The sequence below is a fragment of the Cellulosimicrobium sp. 4261 genome, assembly GCF_040546915.1.
Lineage (GTDB): Bacteria > Actinomycetota > Actinomycetes > Actinomycetales > Cellulomonadaceae > Cellulosimicrobium > Cellulosimicrobium cinnabarinum.
Genome location: NZ_JBEPOQ010000022.1, coordinates 18,178 through 39,241 on the forward strand (window position 1 = coordinate 18,178; position 21,064 = coordinate 39,241).

Annotated in this window: 22 protein-coding genes and 1 pseudogene; 10 read left to right on the forward strand and 13 right to left on the reverse strand. The window is 75.8% G+C overall.

The genetic code is table 11. The annotated features are described in order from the left end of the window. Positions 1–6: 6 nt before the first annotated feature. The gene (locus tag ABIE39_RS17945) at positions 7–270 is read left to right on the forward strand and encodes a GlsB/YeaQ/YmgE family stress response membrane protein (protein WP_009863124.1); all 264 of its coding nucleotides are present in this window, start codon (positions 7–9) and stop codon (positions 268–270) included. Between the two features lie 45 nt (positions 271–315). Further along, positions 316–663 (forward strand): STAS domain-containing protein, encoded by a 348-nt coding sequence (locus ABIE39_RS17950; protein ID WP_175010146.1) that lies wholly within the window; start codon positions 316–318, stop codon positions 661–663. A gap of 25 nt (positions 664–688) precedes the next feature. On the opposite strand, the gene ABIE39_RS17955 is transcribed toward ABIE39_RS17950, so the two are convergent. Beyond that, positions 689–1,603, reverse strand: a complete 915-nt coding sequence (locus tag ABIE39_RS17955) for an ArgP/LysG family DNA-binding transcriptional regulator (RefSeq protein WP_354052893.1) — start codon at positions 1,601–1,603, stop codon at positions 689–691. Between the two features lie 68 nt (positions 1,604–1,671). Between ABIE39_RS17955 and ABIE39_RS17960 the strand changes: the two genes are divergently transcribed. Continuing rightward, on the forward strand, positions 1,672–2,325 hold the full coding sequence (locus ABIE39_RS17960; protein WP_354052895.1) for a LysE/ArgO family amino acid transporter: 654 nt from the start codon (positions 1,672–1,674) through the stop codon (positions 2,323–2,325). Positions 2,326–2,397: 72 nt separating this feature from the next. On the opposite strand, the gene ABIE39_RS17965 is transcribed toward ABIE39_RS17960, so the two are convergent. Both ABIE39_RS17965 and ABIE39_RS17970 read right to left on the reverse strand, forming a co-directional pair. After that, the gene (locus ABIE39_RS17965; protein WP_074804450.1) at positions 2,398–2,784 is read right to left on the reverse strand and encodes a hypothetical protein; all 387 of its coding nucleotides are present in this window, start codon (positions 2,782–2,784) and stop codon (positions 2,398–2,400) included. Positions 2,785–2,940: 156 nt separating this feature from the next. Further along, entirely contained in the window at positions 2,941–3,678 is a 738-nt protein-coding gene (locus ABIE39_RS17970; protein ID WP_354052897.1) for an aminoglycoside phosphotransferase family protein, read from the reverse strand. 104 nt (positions 3,679–3,782) lie between these two features. Between ABIE39_RS17970 and ABIE39_RS17975 the strand changes: the two genes are divergently transcribed. Continuing rightward, positions 3,783–5,531: a SpoIIE family protein phosphatase gene (locus tag ABIE39_RS17975; protein WP_354052899.1), complete on the forward strand. Its 1,749-nt coding sequence runs from the start codon at positions 3,783–3,785 to the stop codon at positions 5,529–5,531. 128 nt (positions 5,532–5,659) lie between these two features. Here ABIE39_RS17975 and ABIE39_RS17980 read toward each other — a convergent pair whose 3' ends face one another. Beyond that, the gene (locus tag ABIE39_RS17980; RefSeq protein WP_209829416.1) at positions 5,660–6,517 is read right to left on the reverse strand and encodes an MBL fold metallo-hydrolase; all 858 of its coding nucleotides are present in this window, start codon (positions 6,515–6,517) and stop codon (positions 5,660–5,662) included. 55 nt (positions 6,518–6,572) lie between these two features. Here ABIE39_RS17980 and ABIE39_RS17985 point away from each other — a divergent pair, with 55 nt between their 5' ends. Further along, complete coding sequence (locus ABIE39_RS17985; protein WP_354052901.1) at positions 6,573–7,091, forward strand: VanZ family protein; 519 nt, start codon at positions 6,573–6,575, stop codon at positions 7,089–7,091. A gap of 155 nt (positions 7,092–7,246) precedes the next feature. After that, the gene (locus tag ABIE39_RS17990; protein WP_354052903.1) at positions 7,247–8,218 is read left to right on the forward strand and encodes a LacI family DNA-binding transcriptional regulator; all 972 of its coding nucleotides are present in this window, start codon (positions 7,247–7,249) and stop codon (positions 8,216–8,218) included. 24 nt (positions 8,219–8,242) lie between these two features. Here ABIE39_RS17990 and ABIE39_RS17995 read toward each other — a convergent pair whose 3' ends face one another. From ABIE39_RS17995 to ABIE39_RS18020, 6 genes are all read right to left on the reverse strand, one after another. Continuing rightward, a complete protein-coding gene (locus ABIE39_RS17995) occupies positions 8,243–8,989 on the reverse strand; it encodes a glycosyltransferase family 2 protein (protein WP_354052905.1) in 747 nt (248 codons plus the stop codon). Next, positions 8,986–10,395: a PIG-L family deacetylase gene (locus tag ABIE39_RS18000; protein WP_354052907.1), complete on the reverse strand. Its 1,410-nt coding sequence runs from the start codon at positions 10,393–10,395 to the stop codon at positions 8,986–8,988. The genes ABIE39_RS17995 and ABIE39_RS18000 overlap by 4 nt, the downstream gene beginning before the upstream one ends. Next, positions 10,392–11,483, reverse strand: a complete 1,092-nt coding sequence (locus ABIE39_RS18005; RefSeq protein ID WP_354052909.1) for an acyl-CoA dehydrogenase family protein — start codon at positions 11,481–11,483, stop codon at positions 10,392–10,394. The genes ABIE39_RS18000 and ABIE39_RS18005 overlap by 4 nt, the downstream gene beginning before the upstream one ends. Before the next feature lie 121 nt (positions 11,484–11,604). Next, on the reverse strand, positions 11,605–12,771 hold the full coding sequence (locus ABIE39_RS18010; RefSeq protein ID WP_354052911.1) for a YihY/virulence factor BrkB family protein: 1,167 nt from the start codon (positions 12,769–12,771) through the stop codon (positions 11,605–11,607). 140 nt (positions 12,772–12,911) lie between these two features. Then, positions 12,912–13,952: an aminoglycoside phosphotransferase/kinase family protein gene (locus ABIE39_RS18015; protein WP_175010136.1), complete on the reverse strand. Its 1,041-nt coding sequence runs from the start codon at positions 13,950–13,952 to the stop codon at positions 12,912–12,914. Positions 13,953–14,071: 119 nt separating this feature from the next. Next, the gene (locus tag ABIE39_RS18020; protein ID WP_354052913.1) at positions 14,072–15,028 is read right to left on the reverse strand and encodes an L-lactate dehydrogenase; all 957 of its coding nucleotides are present in this window, start codon (positions 15,026–15,028) and stop codon (positions 14,072–14,074) included. 159 nt (positions 15,029–15,187) lie between these two features. Here ABIE39_RS18020 and ABIE39_RS18025 point away from each other — a divergent pair, with 159 nt between their 5' ends. From ABIE39_RS18025 to ABIE39_RS18040, 4 genes are all read left to right on the forward strand, one after another. Next, entirely contained in the window at positions 15,188–15,562 is a 375-nt protein-coding gene (locus ABIE39_RS18025) for a hypothetical protein (protein ID WP_175010134.1), read from the forward strand. A gap of 481 nt (positions 15,563–16,043) precedes the next feature. Beyond that, on the forward strand, positions 16,044–16,520 hold the full coding sequence (locus tag ABIE39_RS18030) for a DUF6325 family protein (protein ID WP_074804489.1): 477 nt from the start codon (positions 16,044–16,046) through the stop codon (positions 16,518–16,520). 23 nt (positions 16,521–16,543) lie between these two features. Beyond that, positions 16,544–16,840 (forward strand): SHOCT domain-containing protein, encoded by a 297-nt coding sequence (locus tag ABIE39_RS18035; RefSeq protein ID WP_175010133.1) that lies wholly within the window; start codon positions 16,544–16,546, stop codon positions 16,838–16,840. 52 nt (positions 16,841–16,892) lie between these two features. Further along, positions 16,893–17,561 carry a hypothetical protein gene (locus tag ABIE39_RS18040; protein WP_354052915.1) on the forward strand — a complete coding sequence of 223 codons (669 nt, stop codon included), beginning with the start codon at positions 16,893–16,895 and terminating at the stop codon, positions 17,559–17,561. A gap of 34 nt (positions 17,562–17,595) precedes the next feature. Here the strand turns inward: ABIE39_RS18040 and ABIE39_RS18045 are convergent, their stop codons facing one another. The 3 genes and pseudogenes from ABIE39_RS18045 to ABIE39_RS18055 all read right to left on the reverse strand — a co-directional run. Next, a complete protein-coding gene (locus tag ABIE39_RS18045) occupies positions 17,596–19,812 on the reverse strand; it encodes a sialidase family protein (RefSeq protein WP_354052917.1) in 2,217 nt (738 codons plus the stop codon). A gap of 219 nt (positions 19,813–20,031) precedes the next feature. Beyond that, the gene (locus tag ABIE39_RS18050) at positions 20,032–20,703 is read right to left on the reverse strand and encodes a peptidase (protein ID WP_354052919.1); all 672 of its coding nucleotides are present in this window, start codon (positions 20,701–20,703) and stop codon (positions 20,032–20,034) included. A 270-nt stretch (positions 20,704–20,973) separates the two neighbouring features. After that, positions 20,974–21,064: pseudogene (locus ABIE39_RS18055) on the reverse strand (glucosamine-6-phosphate deaminase); the annotation flags it as partial.

Genomic DNA, 21,064 nt, shown 5'->3' on the forward strand with positions numbered 1-21,064 from the left:
GAGCTCATGGGTTGGATCGCGTACATCGTCCTCGGCCTCGTGGCCGGTCTCATCGCCCGTGCCGTCCTGCCGGGCAAGCAGACCGGATCGGTGATCATCACGATCCTGCTGGGCATCCTGGGCGCGCTGCTCGGTGGGTGGCTCGGCTCGGTGTTCTTCGGGACCTCGCTGGGCGACCTGGGCGACTTCCGCACCTGGCTCCTCGCCATCCTGGGCTCGCTCATCACGCTCGGCGTGTACGGTGCGGTCACCCGGAACAACCGGGGCTGACCGTGCGCACGGCGCACCGTCGGTGACGTCGGGGACGGGAGCGTCGTGGGGAGCACTGGCACCGGGGGAGTCCGCGTCGAGGACGGTGGCCGTCGCTGGGTGATGTGGGGCCAGATCGACTTCGCCGTCACCCACGAGGTCAAGTCACGGCTCGCCGCCACGATCGACGGCCGCCCCAAGACGGTCGACCTCTCGGCCGTGACGTTCATGGACTCGTCCGGGCTGCACCTGCTCCTCATGAAGGTGACCGAGGAGTCGCGACCGCGGCTCCTCGGTGTCCCGCCTCAGGTGCTCGAGATCCTGGAGTTCAGCCACGCGCTCGACCTCGTCGAGATCGTCGGCCCCGACGAGGTGCCCCCGCCCGACGAACCGGCCGGCGCGCTGGCCGGCTGACCGACCGCCCGCGGCGCGCGACGTGCTATCCCAGCGCGTCGCGCGCCGCGCGTGCGACAGCCGCCGCGAGCCGGTCGAGCGACGCAGAGTGCAGCCGCCACTGCTGCCAGTGCTGCGGAACCTCCGTCGCCCGCGCGTCGTCGAAGCCGACGAGGCGCCCGGCCCGCTCGGCACGGGCACTCTGCAGGTCGGGCAGCATCCCCCAGCCCATGCCGAGCTCGACGGCCCGGCGGAACTCGTTCGAGGCGGGGACGTAGTGGCGCGGCGGCTCCAGCGCGGTGCCTGCCTCCTCCGCCCGGAGCCGCAGGTAGCGCTCCTGGAGGTCGTCCTTGCGGTCGAACGCGAGGACGGGCGCCCGGGACAGCGCCGCGGCCGTCGGGCCGTCCGGGAACCACCGCTCGACGAACGCCGGGCTCGCGCAGGGCCGGTACCGCATCTGGCCCAGGAGGGTCGACCGGCAGCCCGGCACCGCGTCCGCGACCGACGTCACCGCAGCCACCGCCGTCCCGTCGCGCAGGAGTCCGATCGAGTGCTCCTCGTCCTCGCGCAGCACCTCCAGCCGTGCCCATCCCGCCGCCTCGGCCAGGGCGGGCAGCGCCCACGTCGTGAGCGCGTCCCCGGAGACGACGAGCGTGATCTCCGGCAGCGCGGCCGGGTCGCCCGCGTCCTGCCCGTCCCGTCCGATTCCCAGCTCCGCGAGCACGTCCGCCTGCTGCAGCGCGAGGTGGCGTGCGTGGCGCACGAGCACCCGCCCGGGCGCGGTCAGCTCGGCGGGCTTGCCCCGCCGCACGAGCACCTGGCCGACGGCGGCCTCCAGCGCGCGCATGCGCTGGCTCACGGCCGACGGCGTGACACCGAGACGGCGCGCCGCGGCGTCGAACGTGCCGGTCGCGGCGATCGCCTCGAGCGCGCGGAGCTGGTCGGGCTGCAGGTCCACCATGAGCGGATCTTACGGTTCTGCAGAATCTGTCGCTGTACTTCGGGAGTGCTGGTCCCTACCGTCAAGGGGTGCTCGCCCTCCTCGCGCCCCTCGCCGCCGGCCTCGCGGCCGGGCTGTCCCTCATCGTCGCGATCGGCGCGCAGAACGCGTTCGTGCTGCGTCAAGGGCTCCGGCGCGAGCACGTGCTGCCCGTCGTCCTCGTCTGCGCGCTCTCGGACCTCGTGCTCATCGCGGCCGGGACGGCCGGCCTCGGCGCGCTGGTGACGGGTGCGCCCGTGCTCCTCACCGTCGTGCGGTGGGGTGGCGCCGCGTTCCTCCTGACGCTCGCGGCGCTCGCCGCCCGACGAGCGCTGCGCCCCGGGGGCCTCGACCCGGCGGCGGGCGCAGGGGCGACGTCGGCGCGGTCGGCGGTGGGCACGTCGCTCGCCCTCACGTGGCTCAACCCGCACGTGTACCTCGACACCGTCCTGCTGCTGGGGTCGCTCGCCGCGGGTTACGCCGCCGCCCACGCGAGCGGGGCGACGGTCGGAGGCGCCGACGCCACCCGGTGGCTGTTCGGCGCCGGGGCGATGGTGGCGAGCGTCGTCTGGTTCACCGCGCTCGGCTTCGGTGCGCGGCTGCTCGCGCCGGTCTTCGCCCGGCCCGGAGCGTGGCGCGTGCTCGACGGCGTCATCGCCCTCGTCATGGCGACGATCGGGGTGTCGCTGCTCCTGGGGGGATGAGCGGACGGGCGCCGGTCACGGTTCCGGGCTGCGAGGCGGCGAGGTCGTGGGGCCATCGCGTCGGGGCTGGCGTCAGGGCGTGGGGTCGAGCTGGTAGAACGTGCGGATGCGCTGCTGGGTCGCCGGGTCGATGCGGCGGCGAGGGCTCGTCGACCCGCCGGCGTGCACCGCGATCCACGAGCGCAGGACCGTCGGCTGGACGTCGACGACGCGCGCGAACTCGTCGACGGTCGGCCACGTGGGCTGCGGCGTGCGGACGCGCGGCCCGCTCGCGGCGAGGTGCAGGTCGTCGCCCCAGGCCATGGCCTCGGCGGTCGACGGGAAGCCTCCGATGCGGCCCGGCGTCGGGTACGGCTTCTCGAGGCACCACTCCGTGCCGCGCGCGACGATGCGGTACGTGCCCTCGGGCGCGTGCGCCTCGTACTCGTCCGGTCCGGTGTTCCCCCAGTTCAGCCCCATGGGCCACATCTTCAGCGGAAAGCGCTGTCAGCGGAAGGGACCTAGGTCAACTTCACCCGCTGCTGCTACTGGACGCTTGTCCAGTTCGCGTCTAGCGTGAGGAGCAGCCGGTGCCGCATCTCTGCCCCCTGCTGGTGCGGCACCGGCAACCATTCGTCACCCCCGCGGCAGCCGCTCGACGTCCCGGCGGTAGAGCGCCGCGTGCCCCCGCAGGTCGTCGCGGCCTGTCGTCCGGGCCCGCTCCTCGGTCCAGCCCGCGAGGTCGAGCAGGCGCTCGCGCATCGTCCGGAGCACGACGGCGGCCCCCGGCGCCGCGTCCGGCCCGTAGGCCTCCAGCAGATGAGCCAGCCGCTCCTCGGGCCGCACGTCCGCAGGGGCCGGCATGTCCTCGCACCAGCCGCACATCCGGTAGGCCAGGTAGGCGAGGTCCCACGCACGCGGCCCGGGCGCCGCCATGTCGACGTCGATGAACCCGACGACCCGTTCGCCGTCGTGCACCATGTTGTAGGGCGCGACGTCGTTGAGGCACACGACCTCCGCCGGCTCGCGCACCGGCGAGCGCCACACCGCCCCCGGGGGAGCGAAACCGACCGAGGCGTCGTGCACCCGGCGCAGCATCTCCGCCGCCTGCTCGCGCGCCGCGGGCGTCCACACCCAGTCGGGGACGGGCCAGCCGCCCGTCTCGCCGGGGATCCAGCCGAGCACCTCGCGGCCCTGCTCGTCGAGCCCGAGCGGCGCCGGCACGAACGACACGCCCTGCGCGCGCACCCAGGCCAGCAGCGCCTGGACGGTCGGCGTCCACGGGCCCGCCGAGCGCCGCACGGTGTCCCCGCGCCGCACGACGTCGTTCACGGTGCCGCCGGTGAGCTCCTGCTCCGTCGTCGTGTCGTCCATGGCCCCGATCCTGCGCGGTGCGCGGAGCGTGGAACAGCGATTGACGGCCCGTCTCAGCACCCCCCAGGCGCCGGGCGGACGACGCAGCCCACTACGATGCGGAGGTGAACGCGGACGCGAGCTGGTTTGACGAGGCGACGTCGGGCAGCGACGTCGGTCGCCTCGCTCGCGAGGTCGCGTGGGCGGACACCCCGCTGGGGGAGCCCGAGACCTGGCCGGTCGCCCTCCGCCACGCGGTGCGCCTGTGCTTCTCCACCCGGTTCCCCGCGATGCTCGTGTGGGGTCCGGAGCTGACGCTCCTCTACAACGACGGGTACCGGGACCTCCTCGGCACCGACAAGCACCCGAGCGCGCTCGGGGCGCCGGTCCGTGCGGTGTGGCCGGAGATCTGGGACGACATCGAGCCGCTGTTCGACGCGGTGCTCACCGAGGGCCGCGCCACCTGGAGCGAGGACATGCCCCTCGTGATGAACCGCTCCGGCTTCGACGAGGAGACCTACTTCACGTTCTCCTACAGTCCCCTCGTCGACGACGACGGCCAGATCGCGGGCGTCCTCGACATCGTGACCGAGACGACGCGCGAGGTCGTGAACCAGCGTCGCCTGCTCACGCTCGGGGAGCTGCACGCCGTCCTGCCGACGACGGCCGGCAGCCTCGCCGCGTTCGCCCGGCCGGTGGTCGAGGTGCTCGCCCGCAGCGCCGACGTCGCACGTGTCGCGTTCTACGCCATCGACGGTCCGCGCCCGCGCGTGCTCGTCGAGGCGGGCGCCGCCGCCGACGCGACGGAGGCCGACGCCGTCGGGCGCACGCTCAGCACCGGGCAGCGCGAGGTCGCGGCGGGCCGCGTCGTGAAGCCCCTGCGGGACGCGAGCCCGCGGGGCGCCGCGGGCGTGCTGGTCCTCCAGGCGGCGCCCGGCCGCCCGTGGGACGACGACTACGCGCGCTACCTCACCGGTCTCGCCACGACCATCGGTGCGGCGCTGCGCGACGCCGCGCGGATGCGCACGACCCTGGACGAGCTGCGCCGTCGGGCGGAGCGGTCGGAGGAGGAGACGGCGCGCGCCCGCGAGCTCGCGCTCGTGCTCCAGCAGGCGGTGCTCACCGAGCCGCCGCAGCCCGAGGACCTCGAGGTCGCGGTGCACTACCAGCCCGCGACCCACGACCGAGACATCGGTGGTGACTGGTACGACGCGTTCGTGGCGTCCGACGGCGTGACGACCCTGGTCATCGGCGACGTCGTCGGGCACGACCTGGGCGCCGCCGCGACGATGGGCCAGCTGCGCGGCCTGGTGCGCGCCATCGGCTACGACAGCGGCGCGACCCCGGCCCGCCTCCTCGAGCGCGTCGACGCCGCGATCGACGGCCTCGCCCTGGGGATCAACGCCGTGGCGACCGCCGTCGTCGCCCGCATCGAGCAGAGCGACGACGAGCGCTCCCGGGGCGTGCGGACCGTCCGCTGGTCCAGCGCGGGCCACCTGCCCCCGGTCGTCGTCCGCGCGGACGGCGCGGTCGAGGTGCTCACCGTGCGCAACGACCTCCCGCTCGGGCTGCGCCCGGGTGCGGGCCGGCACGACCACACCGTCGAGCTCGGCACCGACGACACCCTCGTCCTGTACACGGACGGGCTGGTGGAGCGCCGCGGGCACAGCATCCGGGACGACGTCGCGGCGCTCGCCGACGCGCTGCGGGGCCTGGCGGGCGCGAGCCTCGACGACGTGGTGCGGACGGCGCTCTCCCAGGTCCTCCCCGGCGACGGGGAGGACGACGTCGCGCTCGTCGCGCTCCGCACCGGACCACAGGCGGCGGTCGTGCGGCGCGACGTCCCCGGCACCCCGGTGGCCGTCTCGGTCTGAGTCCCGCCGCGCACCGCGCCCGCAGCGGGAGTCACGGCCGCGGGTCGATCCGGCGCCACGGCTTCTCGTCGCGCCGGCCACGCGTCCCGGCGGCGCAGCGGCGGTCGCAGCCCTGGCGGGTGGTGCGGTCAGGTGAGGTGGTCGAAGTCGCCGCGGACCCAGGCGGCGTGCCGTTGCGCGGAGCGGAGCACGACCGCGCGGGCGTCGGCGGGGATCACGCCCTCGAAGTTGTTGTAGAGCCGCTCGAACGGGCGCCGCGCCACGCGCTCGGCGACGCGCAGCACGACGGCCGCCGAGAGGGGGATGCGGTTGGGGTAGGACCGCATGAAGCTCACCGACGTGCGGTCGGGGTTGGCGAAGATCGTGTCGCCCGAGAGCAGCACGCCCCGACCGTCGGCGCCGGCGGCCCAGTGCACGACGGCGCTCCCGGGGAAGTGGCCGCCCGGCTGCGAGAGCACGACGCCCGGCAGCACCTCGCGCTCGCCGGTCCACGTCTCGACGACCCGGTCCGGCCGCGCGACCCAGTGCGCGTCCGCCTCGGCGACGAGCACGGGGACGTCGCCGAGCGCACGGCTCCACTCGACCTGCACGCCGAACATGTGGGGGTGGCTCGCGGCGATCGCGACGACCGGGCCGAGCGCGCGCACCTGCTCGACGGCGGCGTCGTCCACGTAGCCGGGCGGGTCCCACAGGAGGGTGCCCGCCGGGGTGCGCACGATCTTGGCCTGCTGCCCGATGCCGACGCTCGGCTCGCTCGTCAGGCCGAACAGGTCCGGCTCGAGCTCCTCCAGGACGAGGCGTTCGCCCGCCGCCGCGAGCTCGGCGAGCGTGGTCCACGCCTGGCCCGTCGCGGGCACCCACTGGCGCTCGTCGGCGCAGATCGCGCACACCGCCGGTCGCTCGGCGTGCTCGACCGCGCACGTGCGGCAGATCCACCAGCCCGCGTCCGGGGTCGGGTCGGGGGAGGGCGCGGGCGTCGTCGTCATGGCACAGGTCTACCGTGCCCCGCCGACACGCGTCTCCTGAGAGACTGTCGCCCCCATGATCTCCACGCTCCTCGTCGCGCACCCCTGGATGTCGCCGCTCGCGCTCGCGGCCCTTGTCGTCGTCGGCCCGTTCCTGGGCTCGTGGCTCGTCGGGCGCCGCCGCCTCACCGGCGCGCTGCTCGCGCTGTCCCTCGTGCCGCTGCTCCTGCTGACGCTCGTGCCGGTCGACCGCGAGCTGTACGCCGTCTGCACGGTGAGCTGGGTGCTGCCGACGCCGGCCCGGGTCGAGCTGTTCGCGAACGTCGTGCTGTTCGTGCCGCCGGTCCTCCTCGCGGCGCTGCTGCTCCGCCGACCGCTCGTCGCGCTGCTGGGCGGGGTCGTCGCGTCGGCGCTCGTCGAGGCGTTCCAGGCGCTCGTCCCGGCGCTGGGCCGGTCGTGCGACACGAACGACTGGCTCTCCAACTCGATCGGCGCGCTCGTCGGCGCGGGGATCGCCGTCGTCGCGCTGGGTCTCGCTGCGCGGCGGTCGCGCACGACGGACGACGACCGCGTGCCCGCGACCCGCGCGTCCTGACGGCAGCGGCCGAGCGGCCGGCCCGCGCACTCGGGCGCAGGACCCGAGGGCGGACACGGTGTGGGAACGCTTCCACGAAGCGTGCTCCCCGGGTTAGCGTGGTGGTCCGGGCGCGTCGCCCGTCACCGCCGACAGGACCCCGCCGGGAGTACGCCATGCCGCCCATCACGCTCGACGACGTCGCGACCGCCGCGCGCGTGTCGCGCTCGACGGCGTCGCGCGTCGTGCGCGGGACGGGCCCCGTCTCGGACGAGGCGCGCCGCGCCGTGCTCGCCGCGGTCGACGAGCTGGGCTACGTGCCGCACCCGGGCGCGCGGGCGCTCGCGAGCGGTCGGGGGGAGCGCGTCGTGGTCGCGGTCGGGTCGCCGTCGGCGGACCTGCTCGGCGACCCCTACGTCGCGCGCGTCGTCGCGGCGGCGAGCCGCACCGCGGACACCCAGGGCGTCGGGGTGGCCCTGCGCTGGCTCGGCCGCGACCCGCAGGAGGAGCTGCGCCGCCTCGCGCGCGACCCCGGCGTGGGCGGCGTGCTGCTCGTCGACTACGCGGCCGACGTGCTCGCGAGCGTCCCGCGCGAGCTCGTCCCGCGCGTCGCGGCGATCGGCCCCGCGGACGGCCGCGTCCCCTCGTACGACGTCGACGCCGCCGCCGGGATCGCCGCGCTCGTCGAGCACGTGCTCGCGGACGGGCGGCGCGACGTCGTCATGCTCACGGGGCCGGGCTGGCTGCCCGGGTCGCGGCGTGCCGTCGAGGCCTACGAGAGCGTGGTCCGGGCGGCCGGGGTCCCCGCGCTCGTCGTCGCGGCCGACCTCTCGTGGCTCGCCGGCGCGGAGGCCGCGCGCGAGGCGCGACGGCGCTGGCCCGGGATCGACGCCCTCGTCGCGATGAGCGACACGCTCGCCGTGGGCGCGATGCGCGCGCTCGCGGAGGACGGCGTCCGCGTGCCCGACGACGTCGCCGTCACCGGGTTCGACGACCAGCCGTTCGCGGAGCAGGCCGGTCCCGGCCTGACGACCGCCACGCACCCGGTGGAGCGCATCGCGGCCGCCGCCACCGCGGCCCTGCTCGGACGGCGGCACGACGACGAGCGGACGTTCCCGTCCGTCGTCGTGCGGCGCACGAGCGCCTGACCCGGCCGCCGGGACGGTCCGGTCTCAGGCGGGGAGGTCGTGCGCGAGCAGGTCCTCGCGCAGGTGCCGGGCGTACCCGCCGGGCGTGCGCCCGACGAGGCGCGCCGACGTCAGGACCTCGGCGGACGCGTCGGCGACGACGCGCGCCCCCGCGGCCCGGGCGCGCTCCACGAGCCCCACGTCCTCGTGCTCGGCGACGGGCGCGAACCCGCCCGCGGCGTCGTGGGCCGTGAGGCGGACGCCCAGGTTGGCGCCGTGCACGTGCCCGTTCGCGTGGCCCGGCCGGTGCGTCGCGAGCCACGCGCGCGCCCGGTCCGGCGAGAGCGCGGCCAGCTCGGGGCGGACCGTCCCGACCACGACGTCCGCCCCGGCGTCGGCCAGGTCGAGCTGACGCGTCAGCCAGTGCTCGGGCACCGCGGAGTCGGCGTCGGTGCACGCGAGCCACGTCCGGGCGGCGGCACGGTCCCGGCGCACCGCGAGGGCCGCGACCCCCGCGCGCACACCTGCCCGACGGGCGCGCCCGACGTTGCCGTGCGCGACCTCCACCACCTGCACGCCCGCGGCCCGGGCGACGCGCGCGCTGTCGTCGGTGCAGCCGTCGAGCACGACGACGACCGCGACCCGCACCCCCGGGCGGTCCCGCGCGACGGCGGCCGTCGCCCGCCCGAGCGCCGCGAGGCAGCGGGGCAGCAGCTCCTCCTCGTCGCGGGCGGGGACGACCACGACGACGCGCTCGATCGTGCCTGCCGACCCGCTCCCCGGGGCGCTCACAGCAGCCCCGTCGCGCGCGCGACCGAGACCGCCGGACGGCGGACGAGCACGTCGAGGACGAAGTCCTCCTCCACGTGGTGCGCGAGCCGGTCGAGCTCCGGGCGGGCGGCGAGGCGCGCGTGCACCTCGTCGCCGCCGAGCGGGTACTCGACGACGTCGTGCCGCCAGTGGCACGCGACGAGCACGCCGTCGTCGGCGAGCGACGCCGTCGCCCGGTCCAGCGCGCGGTCGAGGTCGTCGCGACCGTAGTAGTAGAGGACCTCCGAGAGCACGACGAGGTCGAACGTGCCGTCGGGCCACTCGTCCGGGGTGTCGAGACGCAGCAGCTCGACCTCCGGCCCGAGGCGGCGCCGCGCCTGCGCCAGCGGAGCCTCGGCGACGTCCACGCCGACCACGCGGTCGCAGCGCGCGGCGAGCTCGGCCGTGAGCACGCCCGTCGAGCACCCGAGCTCGAGCGCGGCCCGGAACCGCGGCCGCGGGAGGCTCGCGAGGAGGACGGCCCGCTTGCGCTGCTCGTACCAGCGCGTCTCGAACCCCCACGGGTCGCGTCGGCCCGCGTAGAAGCGCTCGAAGAACCCCGCGCCGAGGCTCGCGCCCGGGTCCGCGGGCTCCTTCGCGACCCGGCGGCCCGACGCGTCGACGAGCACCTCGACGCCGCGGTCCGCGTGCCGGAGCATCTCCGGGCCGAGCGTCGCCTCGTCGCCGGGCGCCGCGGACAGGGGCTCGACCTGCGTCACGTGGGCGGCGAGGGCGCGCCGCTTGGCCTCCCTGGCCTCCGCGCCCAGCGGCAGCGCGCGCAGGGTCGGCCACGGCACCGCGTCGTCGCCCGGGTCCGCCCAGTGCCACAGCCACACCGGGTACTCCAGGAGGCGCAGCCCGAGGCGGTCGGCGACCTCCGCCGCCACCTCGCCCGCGATCCGGTGGTCGCGGTGCCCGTCGCCGCGCCACGGCGCGCACAGCACCACCGACGACGGCGGCAGGCCCCCGCCGCCCGGCCCGGCGAGCATGTCGTCCACCACGTCGCCGAGCACGCGGGCGAGGTCGTCGCGGTGCTCGCGCAGACCGCCGTCGGGCAGGCCGGGCAGCACGAGCCGGGCGGCGGGCGCCAGGACGCCCAGCGCCTCGGCCACCTCCGCGCGGCGGACGGCGCGGAGCCGCTCGGGGGAGACCGTCGTCGAGCCCGCGTGCGACGCCTCGCCGTCCGTCGCGACCACCACGGTGACCGCGGCGCCGCGGCCGGCCAGCTCGTGCACGAGCCCGGCCGCGCCGAACGACTCGTCGTCGGGGTGCGCGGCGAGCACCACGAGGTGCGCGACCTCGCCCACGTCGAGGCGCGGGACGTCCAGGATCCCGGCGCGCACCCACGCGTCCTCCGACGTGCCGGGCTCGCGGTGGTCGAACGTCACCACGCCGTCGTCCCGTGCGCGAGGAGGGCGCGGCCGAGCGACGCGTCGTCGCGCTCCGCGTGGTGCTGGCGCACGTACAGACCGAGGTCCGCGACGCGCCGCGCGAACCGCTCGTCCGTGGTGAGCGGGCCCGGACCGAGCGCGTGCGCGCAGCGCCGCTGCACCTCCTCGACGACCTCCGCGACGACGCCGCGCACGCGGCGCGCCAGCAGGGAGGCGTCCGGGCCGTCCACGCCCGCGTCGACGGCGCTCGCGGCCTCGGCGAGGACCGCCCGGCCTGCCGCGAGCGCGCGGTCCGTCGCGCCGAGGTGCGCGAGCGCGAGCTGGTCGGGCTCGCGCGCGGCGAGCGCGTCGCGCTGCGTCCGCGCCAGCCCGACGGCGCCGCCCCACCAGCACGCCGCGACGCCGATCCCGCCCCACGCGAACCCCGGCCGCTCCAGGTACCAGCCGGGCGCCCCGACCGGCACGGCCGGGACGTCGTCGAACCGGACCGCGGCGCTCACGACCTGGGCGAGCCCGCGCGCGACCCACGGCCCGTCGGCGGGGACGACGCCCGGCGCTCGCAGCGCGACTGCGAACAGCCGGCGACCGGCGTCGGTCCACGTCGTGACGAGCGCGTGCGAGAGGTCGGCGGCGAGGGAGCACCACGGCTTCGTCCCCGAGAGCACCCACGCGCCGTCGCGCTCGTGCGCCTCCAGCCGGACGCCGGGACCCTCCGCCGCGTACACGCCCCACGTGCTGTCCGGACCCGCCCCGACGGCGTCGAGCGCCACGGGGACTGGGACCTGCCCGAGGATCGCGAGGGCGTCGAGGTGCGGCTCGACGACGCGCGCGGCGCCCACGTCCGTCGCGGCGAGCGACGCGAGCGCGCCCCAGAGCTCGGCGGTCCGCCCGTCGCCGGGGAACGGTGCCCGGGCGCCGATCGTCCGCGCGTGGTCGAGGAGGGCCGCGACGTCGGTCCCGGCCGCGTCGATCGCGGCGAGCTCGTCGGGCCCGACGAGCGCGGGTCGGTCGGCGAGCGGGGTCGACGGCGGGCCCAGGTACAGCGGGACGAGGCCGGGGGTGGTGGGTCGAGCGAGGTCGGGCATGTCGCGGCTCCCGAGGGTCGAGGGCGGGCCTCGTCTCGACCCGCCACGACCGTAACCGCGGCGGCGCCGCCGGGCACGGCGACCGGCCGCGGGGGCGGCAGAGCCCTGGCCGACGGCGTGGTCAGTCGCGCCGCGGAGTCGTGCCGGGGCCGGTGCCCTCGTCGTCCGCGCTCGTGCGCCCGGTCTCGTGAGCGTCCGTGTCCCTGTCGGTGTCCGACGACCGGCCGTGCGACGCGCGGAGGGCGCGGGCCTGCTCGACGGCCTCCTCGCGCTTGGCGGCCTTCTTGTCGCTCGCGCGCGTGTCGCGCGGGGGGAGCTGGATGCGCTCCTCCGCGGGCATGCCGCTCTGCAGCTCGCGGCTGCGCTCGACCTCCGCGTCGAGCTCGGCGCCGAGCAGGAGCGCGAGGTTCGTCAGCCAGAGCCACAGGAGGAAGATGATGATCCCGCCGAGCGCGCCGTACGTCGATCCGTAGCTGCTCAGCCCGCTGCCGAGGTAGAGGCCGAACGCCGCCGAGGCGACGACCCACACGAGGATCGCCAGGACCGCGCCGGGGCTGACCCAGCGGAACTTGGGCTGCTTGATGTTCGGCGTGAGGTGGTAGAGCAGCGCGACGAGGATGACGACGAGCAGGAGCGCGACCGGCCACTTCGCGACCTGCCAGACGGCGATCGCGGTGTCCCCGAGGCCGACGAGCTCGCCCACCTGGCGCGCGATCGGCCCGGACAGGACGAGGCTCGCGACGACCAGGCCCGCGAGCAGCACGGTGATGACGGTGACGCCCAGCATGACGGGGCGCAGCTTCCAGATCGGGCGCCCCTCCTCGATCTCGTAGATGCGGTTCATCGACCGCGAGAACGCGCCCACGTAGCCGGACGCCGACCACAGGGCCAGCACGACACCGATGACGAGCGCGAACCCGGCCTTGTCCGTGTTCGCCGCGTTCTCGACGAGCGGTCTGATCGTCTCGAGCGTCGTCGACGGCACGACGCCCTCGACGCTCTGCAGCACCGACTCGACGGCCTTCTCGCCGTCGCCCACGAGCCCGAGGATCGACACGAGCGCCAGGAGGGCAGGGGCCGACGCCAGCACCGCGTAGTACGTCAGCGCGGCCGCGAGGTCGGTGCACTGGTCGTCCATGAACTCGCGCACCGCGCCCTTGACAGCGAAGCCCCACGACGGCTTGCGCAGGTCCGAGGGGGAGTCGGGCTTGTGGTCGGCGTCGGGTGCGGGCCGCGACTCCTCGTCCCGTGCGGTGCCGGACGTGTGGCGTCCGCTGCTGTCGGTCATGGCGGCCTCCTCGGTGGGCGTCGCCTCGGCGCACGACGCTCGCGTCGGTGGACGGCCTCACGGCTCGTCCCGGACGAGCACCACGCTCCGTGCGCCGGGCTCCACCCGCAAGCGGAGCGCCCTCGGACGCGCGGCGAGGCTCAGTCGAGCGCGCTGCTCGCCGCCAGCACGACCTTCCGGGCCTGGTCGTGATGGGCGTCGAGGCGACGACGCAGCTCGGCGAGCCAGTCGGGGTCGTCCGGGGCGTCGCCGGCGTCGAGCACGCCGTGGCCGTGCACGAGCGAGCGTGCCGCGACGACCGGACCGCTCAGGGACAGGGCGCGCCGCTCCGTGTCGAGCACCGGGCGCGTGCGGCCGTACCCCTGCAGGAAGGCGGCGAGCAGCGCGGGGTGCCGGGGCTCGTCGACCGTGCCGCTCCCCACCAGGTCGCGGACGGCGACCGCGATGTCGAGCACGTACGGCCCGACGCACGTCTCGTCGACGTCGAACGCGACCATGTCCCGTCCCTCGCCGCGCACGTTGTCCAGCTCGAAGTCGCCGTGGAGGACGCCGCCGGGGAGCCCCTGGGTGACCTGGCCCCACGGGGTGCCCAGCCGGACCGCGGCCTCGGCGAGAGCGTCGTCGCCGCCCTCGGCCGAGCGGAGGGCGAGCGTGGCCCAGGGATCACCGCCGTTCCGGCTCCCCGTCGCGTCCGGCCCGGCGACGTCGGACACGAGCGCCGCGTGCGGGGCCGCGGCGAGGTGGAACCACGCCAGCGCGGCGCCCCAGTCGGTCGCGCCCTGGGGGGTCAGGTCGTCCGCGTCGTGCTCCCGCCCCGGTGCGTCGGGCACGACGACCGCGTGCGCGTCGCCCGACGGCGTCCGGACGGTCTCCACGAGCGCGCCGTCGAGCGAGGGCAGCGGTTCGACGACGCCACCCTGCGCGCCGACGGCGGCGAGCAGCGCCGCCGGTGCCTCGACGGATCGTCGCGACCGCAGCGCCGCCGGGACGAAGCGGACGTACAGCACACCGCGGTCGTCGACGCCCGGAGGGACGACGAAGACGTGCGACGCGCTCGACCGCCAGTACCGCGCGGCACCAGGTGGGAGTCCCCACCGGGCGGCGACGGCGTCCGCGACGGGACTGCGCCACTCGTCGTCGACGGTGGTGCGGACCGCGTGGATCTCGGAGAGCGGGAGCATGGCGACGATCCTGGGCGTCGTCGTCGCGCCGAGGCGAGAGATTTCCCGACGACGCCGCGCCGTCGTCCGCGCGCGGACGAACCCGTGCGGGGAGGGCCGCGGCGGCCCGGCCCGGGCGGCTACTCCAGCCCGAGGTCCTGCTGCGCGGCGTGCAGGGAGTCGGCGGACGCGCGGAGCTGACGCTCCTCGGCCGCGGACATCGTGAGGTCGAGGACCTGCTGGACGCCGCCGGAGCTGATGACGCTCGGCACGGAGAACGCGACGCCGCCGATCCCGCGGTAGTCCTCGTGCACGGTGCCGACGGGCAGCACGGCGTGCTGGTCGCTGACGACCGCCTCGACGATCCGCGCACCGGCGAGCCCGATCGCGTAGTTCGTCGCGCCCTTGCCCTCGATGACCCGGTACGCGGCCTGGCGCACCTGGTCGGTGATCTCGTCGAGCTCGCCGTGCGTGAAGTGGTGGCCGTCGGGCGAGACCCAGTCGAGGATCGGCACCGGCCCGATGCGCGCCTGCGACCACAGCGCGAACCCGGTGTCGCCGTGCTCGCCGACGATGTCCGCGTGCACGCTCGTTGCCGCGACCCGAGCCTTGTCGGCGATGAGGCGCCGCAGCCGGGACGTGTCGAGCACCGTGCCGGACGAGAAGACGCGGGACGTCGGCAGCCCGCTGATCTTCTGCGCTGCGACGGTCAGCACGTCGCACGGGTTCGTAACGATGCAGTAGACGGCGTCCGGCGCGTGCTCCAGGAGCTGCGGCAGCAGCGTCTCGAGGATGCGGACGTTCGTGCCCGCGAGGTCCAGGCGGCTCTGGCCCGGGTCCTGCTTCGCACCGGCCGTGATCACGACGACGTGCGACCCCTCCGCGACCGACGGGTCCGCACCACCGACGACCTGGCTCGCCCCCGTGAACTGCGTGCCGTGCGCGAGGTCGAGCACCTCGGCCTCGACCTTCGCGCGGTTGATGTCGTAGAGCGCCACCGTCCGTGCGGAACGGCGGATCAGCGCGGCGTACGCCAGGCTGGTCCCCACGCTCCCGGCGCCCACCACCGTGACCTTCGAGCTCTCGACGCGTGTCATGGGACCACGCTACGCACGGGCCGCCGACGCGGCGCGCGGACGACCGGCCGCGCCCGCCGAGGAGCGGCGTGGCAGCGCCTGGGGCATCATCGGCAGTGCTCGCCGGGCCGCCCGGGGAGGCCGGACCACCAGGTCGGGCAGCGCGAGACGAGGACGGTCATGAGAGCTCTGCGGTCCCGGGTCGCGGTGGCCGCCGCGGTGGCTGTGGTCCTGGTGTCGGTCGCGGCGTGCTCGGCCGACGACGAGCCGAGCTTCTGCGACGCCGCCCGGTCCTACGCCGAGACCGTCAGGGCCAGCACGGAGTCGCTCACGCGCGACGAGGCCGCGGACGCGTTCGCTCAGGACGCGGAGACGATGCGCGAGGTCGCCGCGCCCGACGAGCTCAGGGCGGACTGGGACCGCGTGACGACGACGGCCTCGGGCGTCGCGGAATCCCTCGCCGACGGCGGCGACGGGACCGAGCTCCTGCTCGACGACGACTACCAGGCCTCGTTCACGGCCGTCACCGAGCACGTCGAGATCGGCTGCGGCTGAGAGGGCTCGCGCGAAGGGCGACAAGGGTGGGCGTGGCCGGGCGGACGCGATCGGGCGCCCCTGAGAGTAGGAGCGACGTAGCCCAGCGCGTTGCCATGGTGGAGTGCACGGCCGGTGAGGACGCGGGGAGCGGCGCGCGCTGTCGCGCTGGCGGGTCGTCGAAGCCGACCGGCTGCGTGGTCGTGTCGAGCGGCCACGGGGTGTCGTCGAGGTCGACCACGCATCGCCCGATGAGGTCCGTGTTCGGGGAGCTCAGAGCGTCCAGCCCACCCGGGCTTCGCTCGGGCCGCCGCACGCTTCCGACCCTCCGACACGGACCCAGCCGACGGAGAGACTGAAGGACCAGGTGTTGCCCTCCCTCGAGGTCGCGAGGGTCGGCTCGACTTCACACTTCCCGGGTGAGGACGCGGGCGCGTCAGGGAGCGAGCCTGGGGGACGGAGCCCGTGCGCCGCGCGGGACGGACGCGGGGAGGACGCGACGATGACGCAGGAACTCAGCGACGGGCCCGGTGGCGGGCTCGACGACCTCCGGGAGAGCGGGCCCGTCGACTTCCTCGTCGTCGAGCTCCCGACGGACCGCGCGACGGGTGACGCCGCGTTCCCCTATCTCGTCGACCTCGTGGACCGCGGCATCATCCGCGTGCTCGACCTCGTGGTCGTGCGCCGCGAGGACGACGGCGGCGTGACGGCCGTCGGGCTCGAGGAGCTCGACGACGGGTCGACGGAGCTCGCGGTGTTCGAGGGCGCGCGGTCGGGGCTGCTCGACGACGACGACCTCGCGCAGGCGGTGGACGCCGTCGAGCCCGGCATGACGGCCGTCGTGCTGGTGTACGAGAACGTGTGGGCGGCGCCGTTCGCGACCGCGCTGCGTCGCAACGGTGCCCAGCTCGTCGCGAGCGGGCGCATCCCGGTCCAGGCGCTCATCGCGTCGCTGGACGCCACCGAGCCGGTCGGCTGACCGGCGCCAGGAAGGAGACCACCGTGCCAGGACTGCTCCGCGGCGTCGCCCGCACCGCCGTCGTCGCCGGGACGGCGACCGCTGTCTCGAACCGTGTCTCGCGCCGCCAGGCGGGCCGCTGGGCCGCGCAGGAGGAGCCGCAGTACGCGGCCCCGCCGCAGCAGCCGCAGTACGCGGCCCCGCCGCCGCAGTACGCCGCGCCGGCCCCGGCGGCCACCGACGCGCGCATCGAGCAGCTCACGCAGCTCGCCGCGCTCCGCGACCAGGGCGTGCTCACGCCGGCTGAGTTCGAGGCCCAGAAGGCCCGCATCCTCGCCTGACACGGCCGGTCCGCCGTCGCGCGGGCCGGCCCGGCACGGCGGAAGGATGAGCATGACCCGCACCCGCACCGCCGACCCGGGGCGCCGCCTGCGGCGCGAGGCGTGGGGGTTCGCGGCGGGGTCGCTGTGCTTCCTCGTCGGCGCGCTCCCGCCGTACGCAGGCGCGGTGGGCGCCGTGGCGACCGGGGTGACGTTCGTCGTCGGCTCGGTGTTCTTCACGGCCGCGGCGTTCGTCCAGCTCGGCCTGAGCGGGCGCCGCTCGCCCCGGACGGGCACGCCGCCCGCCGACCGCTGGGACTGGTGGTCCGCGGCCGTGCAGCTCGTCGGGACGCTGTGCTTCAACGTGAGCACGACGGCGGCCCTCGTCGCGGCCGTGAAGGCCCCGACCGCGCTGTGGGTGGGGTGGAGGCCGGACGCCTACGGCTCGGTCGCGTTCCTCGTGTCGTCGGCGCTCGCGGTCCTCGCGACGCGCGACCGGGGCCACCTCTGGGACACCGACGCGCGCACGTGGCACGGCACGTGGCTGAACATGATCGGCTCCGTCGCCTTCGCGGCGTCCGCCGTCGGGGCGTACGTCGATCCGTCCACGGGCACGTACCTGAGCGCATGGTGGGACGACGCCGGGACGCTCCTCGGCGCCGTCTGCTTCCTCGTCGCCGCGCTGCTCTCGCGCCGGGCGGCCGGCGTCCCGGCCCGCACCGACGCCGTCCCGGCCGGGTGACGCCCCCGCGTCACCCGGCCGGACGCTCCGGGGGTCAGGAGCAGTCGGTCGCCGCGTAGTCGGCGTCCACGGCCGCCGCGGCCGTCCCGGCGCTCGCGCTCCCGGCGTCGACCGACGCCGCGCGGACGGCGAACGACTGGTACGCCGCCCGGCCCGGCTGGACGTCCGCCACCGTGCGCTCGCCGTACGGCGTGCGCAGCGTGACGTCGGCGGGCGCGTCACCGGTGTTGCGCGCCGTGACCGCGACGTAGGCGCCGCCGGCGAGGCAGCGGCTCGTCGCCTGGACGGCGAGAGCGGCCGGGGCGGTCGGGAGCTCGACCGTCGGACCGTCGAGCTCGACGACCGTCACGCTCGACCCGGAGGTCGAGGTCCACGTCGTGGCGGGCGTGAACGACCCGCGGTCGAGGTCGGCCTGCGTGACGACGTGGTACGCGAAGGTGCAGGTGTACGACCCCTCGGCCGGGAGGTTCCGGTACCGGCAGTTCTGCGCGGCGTTCGCGGGGTCGAGCCCGGACAGGTTGCCCGTCGGCACGACCTGGGTCGCGGCCGTCGAGAGGTTGCGCACGTCGAACGTGAAGCTCAGGCGGTCGCCCACGGCGTACGTCTCCCGCGGGTTCGCGTGCGTGCCGCGCACGCTGATGTTCCCGGGTGCCCCGAAGTACACGCCCGGACCCTCGTGCTCGACGGTGGTGACGGTCGTGCCGGAGGTCGACGTCCACGTCGTGCGCGGGGCGAAGAAGCCCGCGTCGAGGTCGGCCTGCGTGATCGTGTGCCGGGCGGACGTGCACGTGTACGCCGCGCGCGCCCCGAGGTTGCGGTAGCGGCAGTTCGGCGCGCCCTGCGCGGGGTCGAACCGCTCGAGGTCCCCCGTCGGGGAGACGGTCGTCACGGCGTCGGACAGGTTGGTCACCGTGAAGGAGTAGGTGACGACGTCGCCGACCTTCCAGCCGCCGGCCGGCGTCGCGCTCGTGACGCTCGCCGCGGTGACCTCGACCTCGCCGGGCGTGCTGCTCGGGGCCGCGAGGAGCCAGTCGTGGTCGAGCTTGGCGAACCGGATGCCGCCCCCGCCGCCGCCCGGCTCGTAGAGCAGGCCGACGGTCCCGTCCGCGAGCGTGGCGAGCGTCGAGTACGCCATGCCGCCCGGCTGGAAGACGCGCGCGACGGGCCACGTCTCGCCGTCGTCGTAGCTGACGCGGACGGTGCCGTTGACGCGCCCGGTCTGCGACGCGGCGTTCGAGAAGAGGAGCACCTTCGCCTCGGCCGACCCCTGCGGCGCGTTCGGGTACGCGCGCACGATCGAGGCGTTGTTGGTCGGGTCGGGCAGCTCGGTGTCGAGCGTGACCGGCCCGTACGTCACGCCGCCGTCGGTCGAGTACGCGACCTTGCGGTACTTCGACCCGGCGGAGTCGCGCGAGTTGAGCATGACGCGCCCGTCCGAGAGCTCGACGGTCTTGTTCTCGTCCATGCCCGTGCCGACGGGCTGCCCGACCTGCCACGTCGCGCCGTGGTCGTCGGAGTAGACGGACACGGCCTGGAACTGCCCGGACCCGTTGATGATCGTGTACTGCTGCACGAGCCGTCCCGCGTGGGGGCCGTACCGGAGCTGGATCCCCTGGCCCGACGCGGCGAAGCGCGAGCGCCACCCGAGGTCCGCCGTGACGTCGGCGGTGATGGTGCGGTGGGTCCACGTGCGGCCGTCGTCCGTGGAGGCGGAGACGTTGGCGTGGATGACGTCGCGCGCGGTCGGGTCGACGCCCGGCCGGGAGCCGCCGAAGCCCTGGTCGTACGACTTCACGTGGAAGTTGAAGATCGTCCCCGTCTCCCGGTCGACGACGTAGCTCGGGTCGGAGTAGCCCTCGATCGGCGCGGTGGTCTTCCCGGCGGCGACGACCTCCTGTGGCCCCCACGTGACGCCGTCGTCCGTGGAGCGGCGCTGGAGGATCGAGTTCGGGCCGGGGGAGTCGGCCGCGGTGGGGCGGCCGTCGTACGAGGCGAGGACGTCGCCGTTGGGCGCCACGGTGAGCGCGGGGATGCGGTAGTTGGGGAAGCCGCCCTGGCCGTTCGTCGCGAGCTGCTGCTCGGCGTACGAGCCCGGGCCCCCGGTCGCGGGCGCGAGGTCGAAGTCGGGGGCGAGGGTCGTGTGGTGGGCCGACGCCGTCGTGACGGGGGCGACGACGCCGCCCACCGCGAGCGTGAGCGCCGCGGCGAGGGTCACCGCGCGGTGCGCGGGTCTGCGGAGGTGTCCGATCATGCCGTTCCTTCCGGTCGGTGCTCGGCGCGGGCGGACGGTCACGGGGAACGCGGCGACGCTGCCGAGAACGCTTGAACAGATGATGTCAGATGTCTGACGTCAGGAAGGTAGCCCGGCGGGTCGGCAGGGTCAAGGGCGGCGCGCGGACAGCACGACGCCCGCCGGTCGCGCGAGGTGCGCGGCCGACGGGCGTCGGTGCAGGGAGAGCTCTGCGGCGGCTCAGCCGCGGCGGGTCCGGCGGGACACGAGGACGATCGCGGTGCCCGCGGCGGCGAGGACGGCGGCGATCCCGGCGTACAGGGCCGCGCTCACGCCGGTCTCCGCGAGGCCCGGGTTCGCCGCGGAGGCGCTGACCGTGCTCGAGACCGGGACGGCGCCGGCCGGGTCGCCCAGCCCGGGCGGGTTCGTCGCGCAGTCGGGCGACGCCGGCGGGTAGACCGTCGTCACGACGACGTGGGGGTTGACCTCGAAGCGCACGTCGACGGAGGGGCGCACCCAGTCGTACTCGTCGCCCTCGACCCACCGGCCGTCCTCGAGGCGCCAGCCCGGCCAGTCGACCCCGCGGCCCGCGTCGTCGACGACGGCGCCCGGCCACAGGAGGCGGCCCGAGAGCGGGAGCCCGCTCTGCACGACGCTCTCGCCGTCGGGGTTGATCCACGTGACCGTCGCGGTGTCGTGGTCGGTGCCCTCCACCTCGATCGCGTAGTCGAGGTACGCGGCGTCGCTCTCGCACACGGGCGCGAGCGTCGTGAGGCGCATCGACGGCTCGGTCGGCACGTAGGTGTCGCCCTCCGCCGCGTGAGCCGGCCCCGCGAGTAGCGCGGCGGTGGCGGCGAGAGCGGCGGCGGCGGTGGCCCGCCCGGCGGCGCGGCGCCCGGTCGAGGTGCTCATGGTGGTTCCCGTCGGGTCGTGGTCGGTCGGGTCTCGGCGGGCGTCGTCCACGGGCGCCGCCGTACCCCCGCGGACCAGCGGGACCGGAGCAGCAGGGGCACGGGCGTGTCGGACACGAGAAGCGGCACCGCCGTCGTCGCCGATGCCCGCACCTGCAGGGGGCTGTGGTGCGGGCATCGGCTGGCCCTCAACCTAGACACCCAACTGGACGGGCGTCCAGTTGTTGAGCGGGTGAAGTCCGGGCGGGTTCGACCTGACCTGGACGGCGGGTCAGAGGCCCTGCCAGTCGGGCTTGGACGCGTACGTCTGGCGGTAGTAGTCCCCCAGCTGCAGGCGCGAGGCCGCCGCGTCGTCGACCAGG

Excerpts from the sequence above, each read along its gene's own strand:
- ABIE39_RS18030 (WP_074804489.1), top strand. The coding sequence starts at position 16,044 with ATGACGCAGGAACTCAGCGACGGGCCCGGTGGCGGGCTCGACGACCTC.
- ABIE39_RS17955 (WP_354052893.1), bottom strand. The coding sequence starts at position 1,603 with ATGGTGGACCTGCAGCCCGACCAGCTCCGCGCGCTCGAGGCGATCGCC.
- ABIE39_RS18025 (WP_175010134.1), top strand. The coding sequence starts at position 15,188 with ATGAGAGCTCTGCGGTCCCGGGTCGCGGTGGCCGCCGCGGTGGCTGTG.
- ABIE39_RS17985 (WP_354052901.1), top strand. The coding sequence starts at position 6,573 with ATGATCTCCACGCTCCTCGTCGCGCACCCCTGGATGTCGCCGCTCGCG.
- ABIE39_RS18005 (WP_354052909.1), bottom strand. The coding sequence starts at position 11,483 with ATGCCCGACCTCGCTCGACCCACCACCCCCGGCCTCGTCCCGCTGTAC.
- ABIE39_RS17970 (WP_354052897.1), bottom strand. The coding sequence starts at position 3,678 with ATGGACGACACGACGACGGAGCAGGAGCTCACCGGCGGCACCGTGAAC.
- ABIE39_RS17980 (WP_209829416.1), bottom strand. The coding sequence starts at position 6,517 with ATGACGACGACGCCCGCGCCCTCCCCCGACCCGACCCCGGACGCGGGC.
- ABIE39_RS18045 (WP_354052917.1), bottom strand. The coding sequence starts at position 19,812 with ATGATCGGACACCTCCGCAGACCCGCGCACCGCGCGGTGACCCTCGCC.
- ABIE39_RS17990 (WP_354052903.1), top strand. The coding sequence starts at position 7,247 with ATGCCGCCCATCACGCTCGACGACGTCGCGACCGCCGCGCGCGTGTCG.
- ABIE39_RS18015 (WP_175010136.1), bottom strand. The coding sequence starts at position 13,952 with ATGCTCCCGCTCTCCGAGATCCACGCGGTCCGCACCACCGTCGACGAC.
- ABIE39_RS18040 (WP_354052915.1), top strand. The coding sequence starts at position 16,893 with ATGACCCGCACCCGCACCGCCGACCCGGGGCGCCGCCTGCGGCGCGAG.
- ABIE39_RS18020 (WP_354052913.1), bottom strand. The coding sequence starts at position 15,028 with ATGACACGCGTCGAGAGCTCGAAGGTCACGGTGGTGGGCGCCGGGAGC.
- ABIE39_RS18050 (WP_354052919.1), bottom strand. The coding sequence starts at position 20,703 with ATGAGCACCTCGACCGGGCGCCGCGCCGCCGGGCGGGCCACCGCCGCC.
- ABIE39_RS17965 (WP_074804450.1), bottom strand. The coding sequence starts at position 2,784 with ATGGGGCTGAACTGGGGGAACACCGGACCGGACGAGTACGAGGCGCAC.
- ABIE39_RS17945 (WP_009863124.1), top strand. The coding sequence starts at position 7 with ATGGGTTGGATCGCGTACATCGTCCTCGGCCTCGTGGCCGGTCTCATC.
- ABIE39_RS18010 (WP_354052911.1), bottom strand. The coding sequence starts at position 12,771 with ATGACCGACAGCAGCGGACGCCACACGTCCGGCACCGCACGGGACGAG.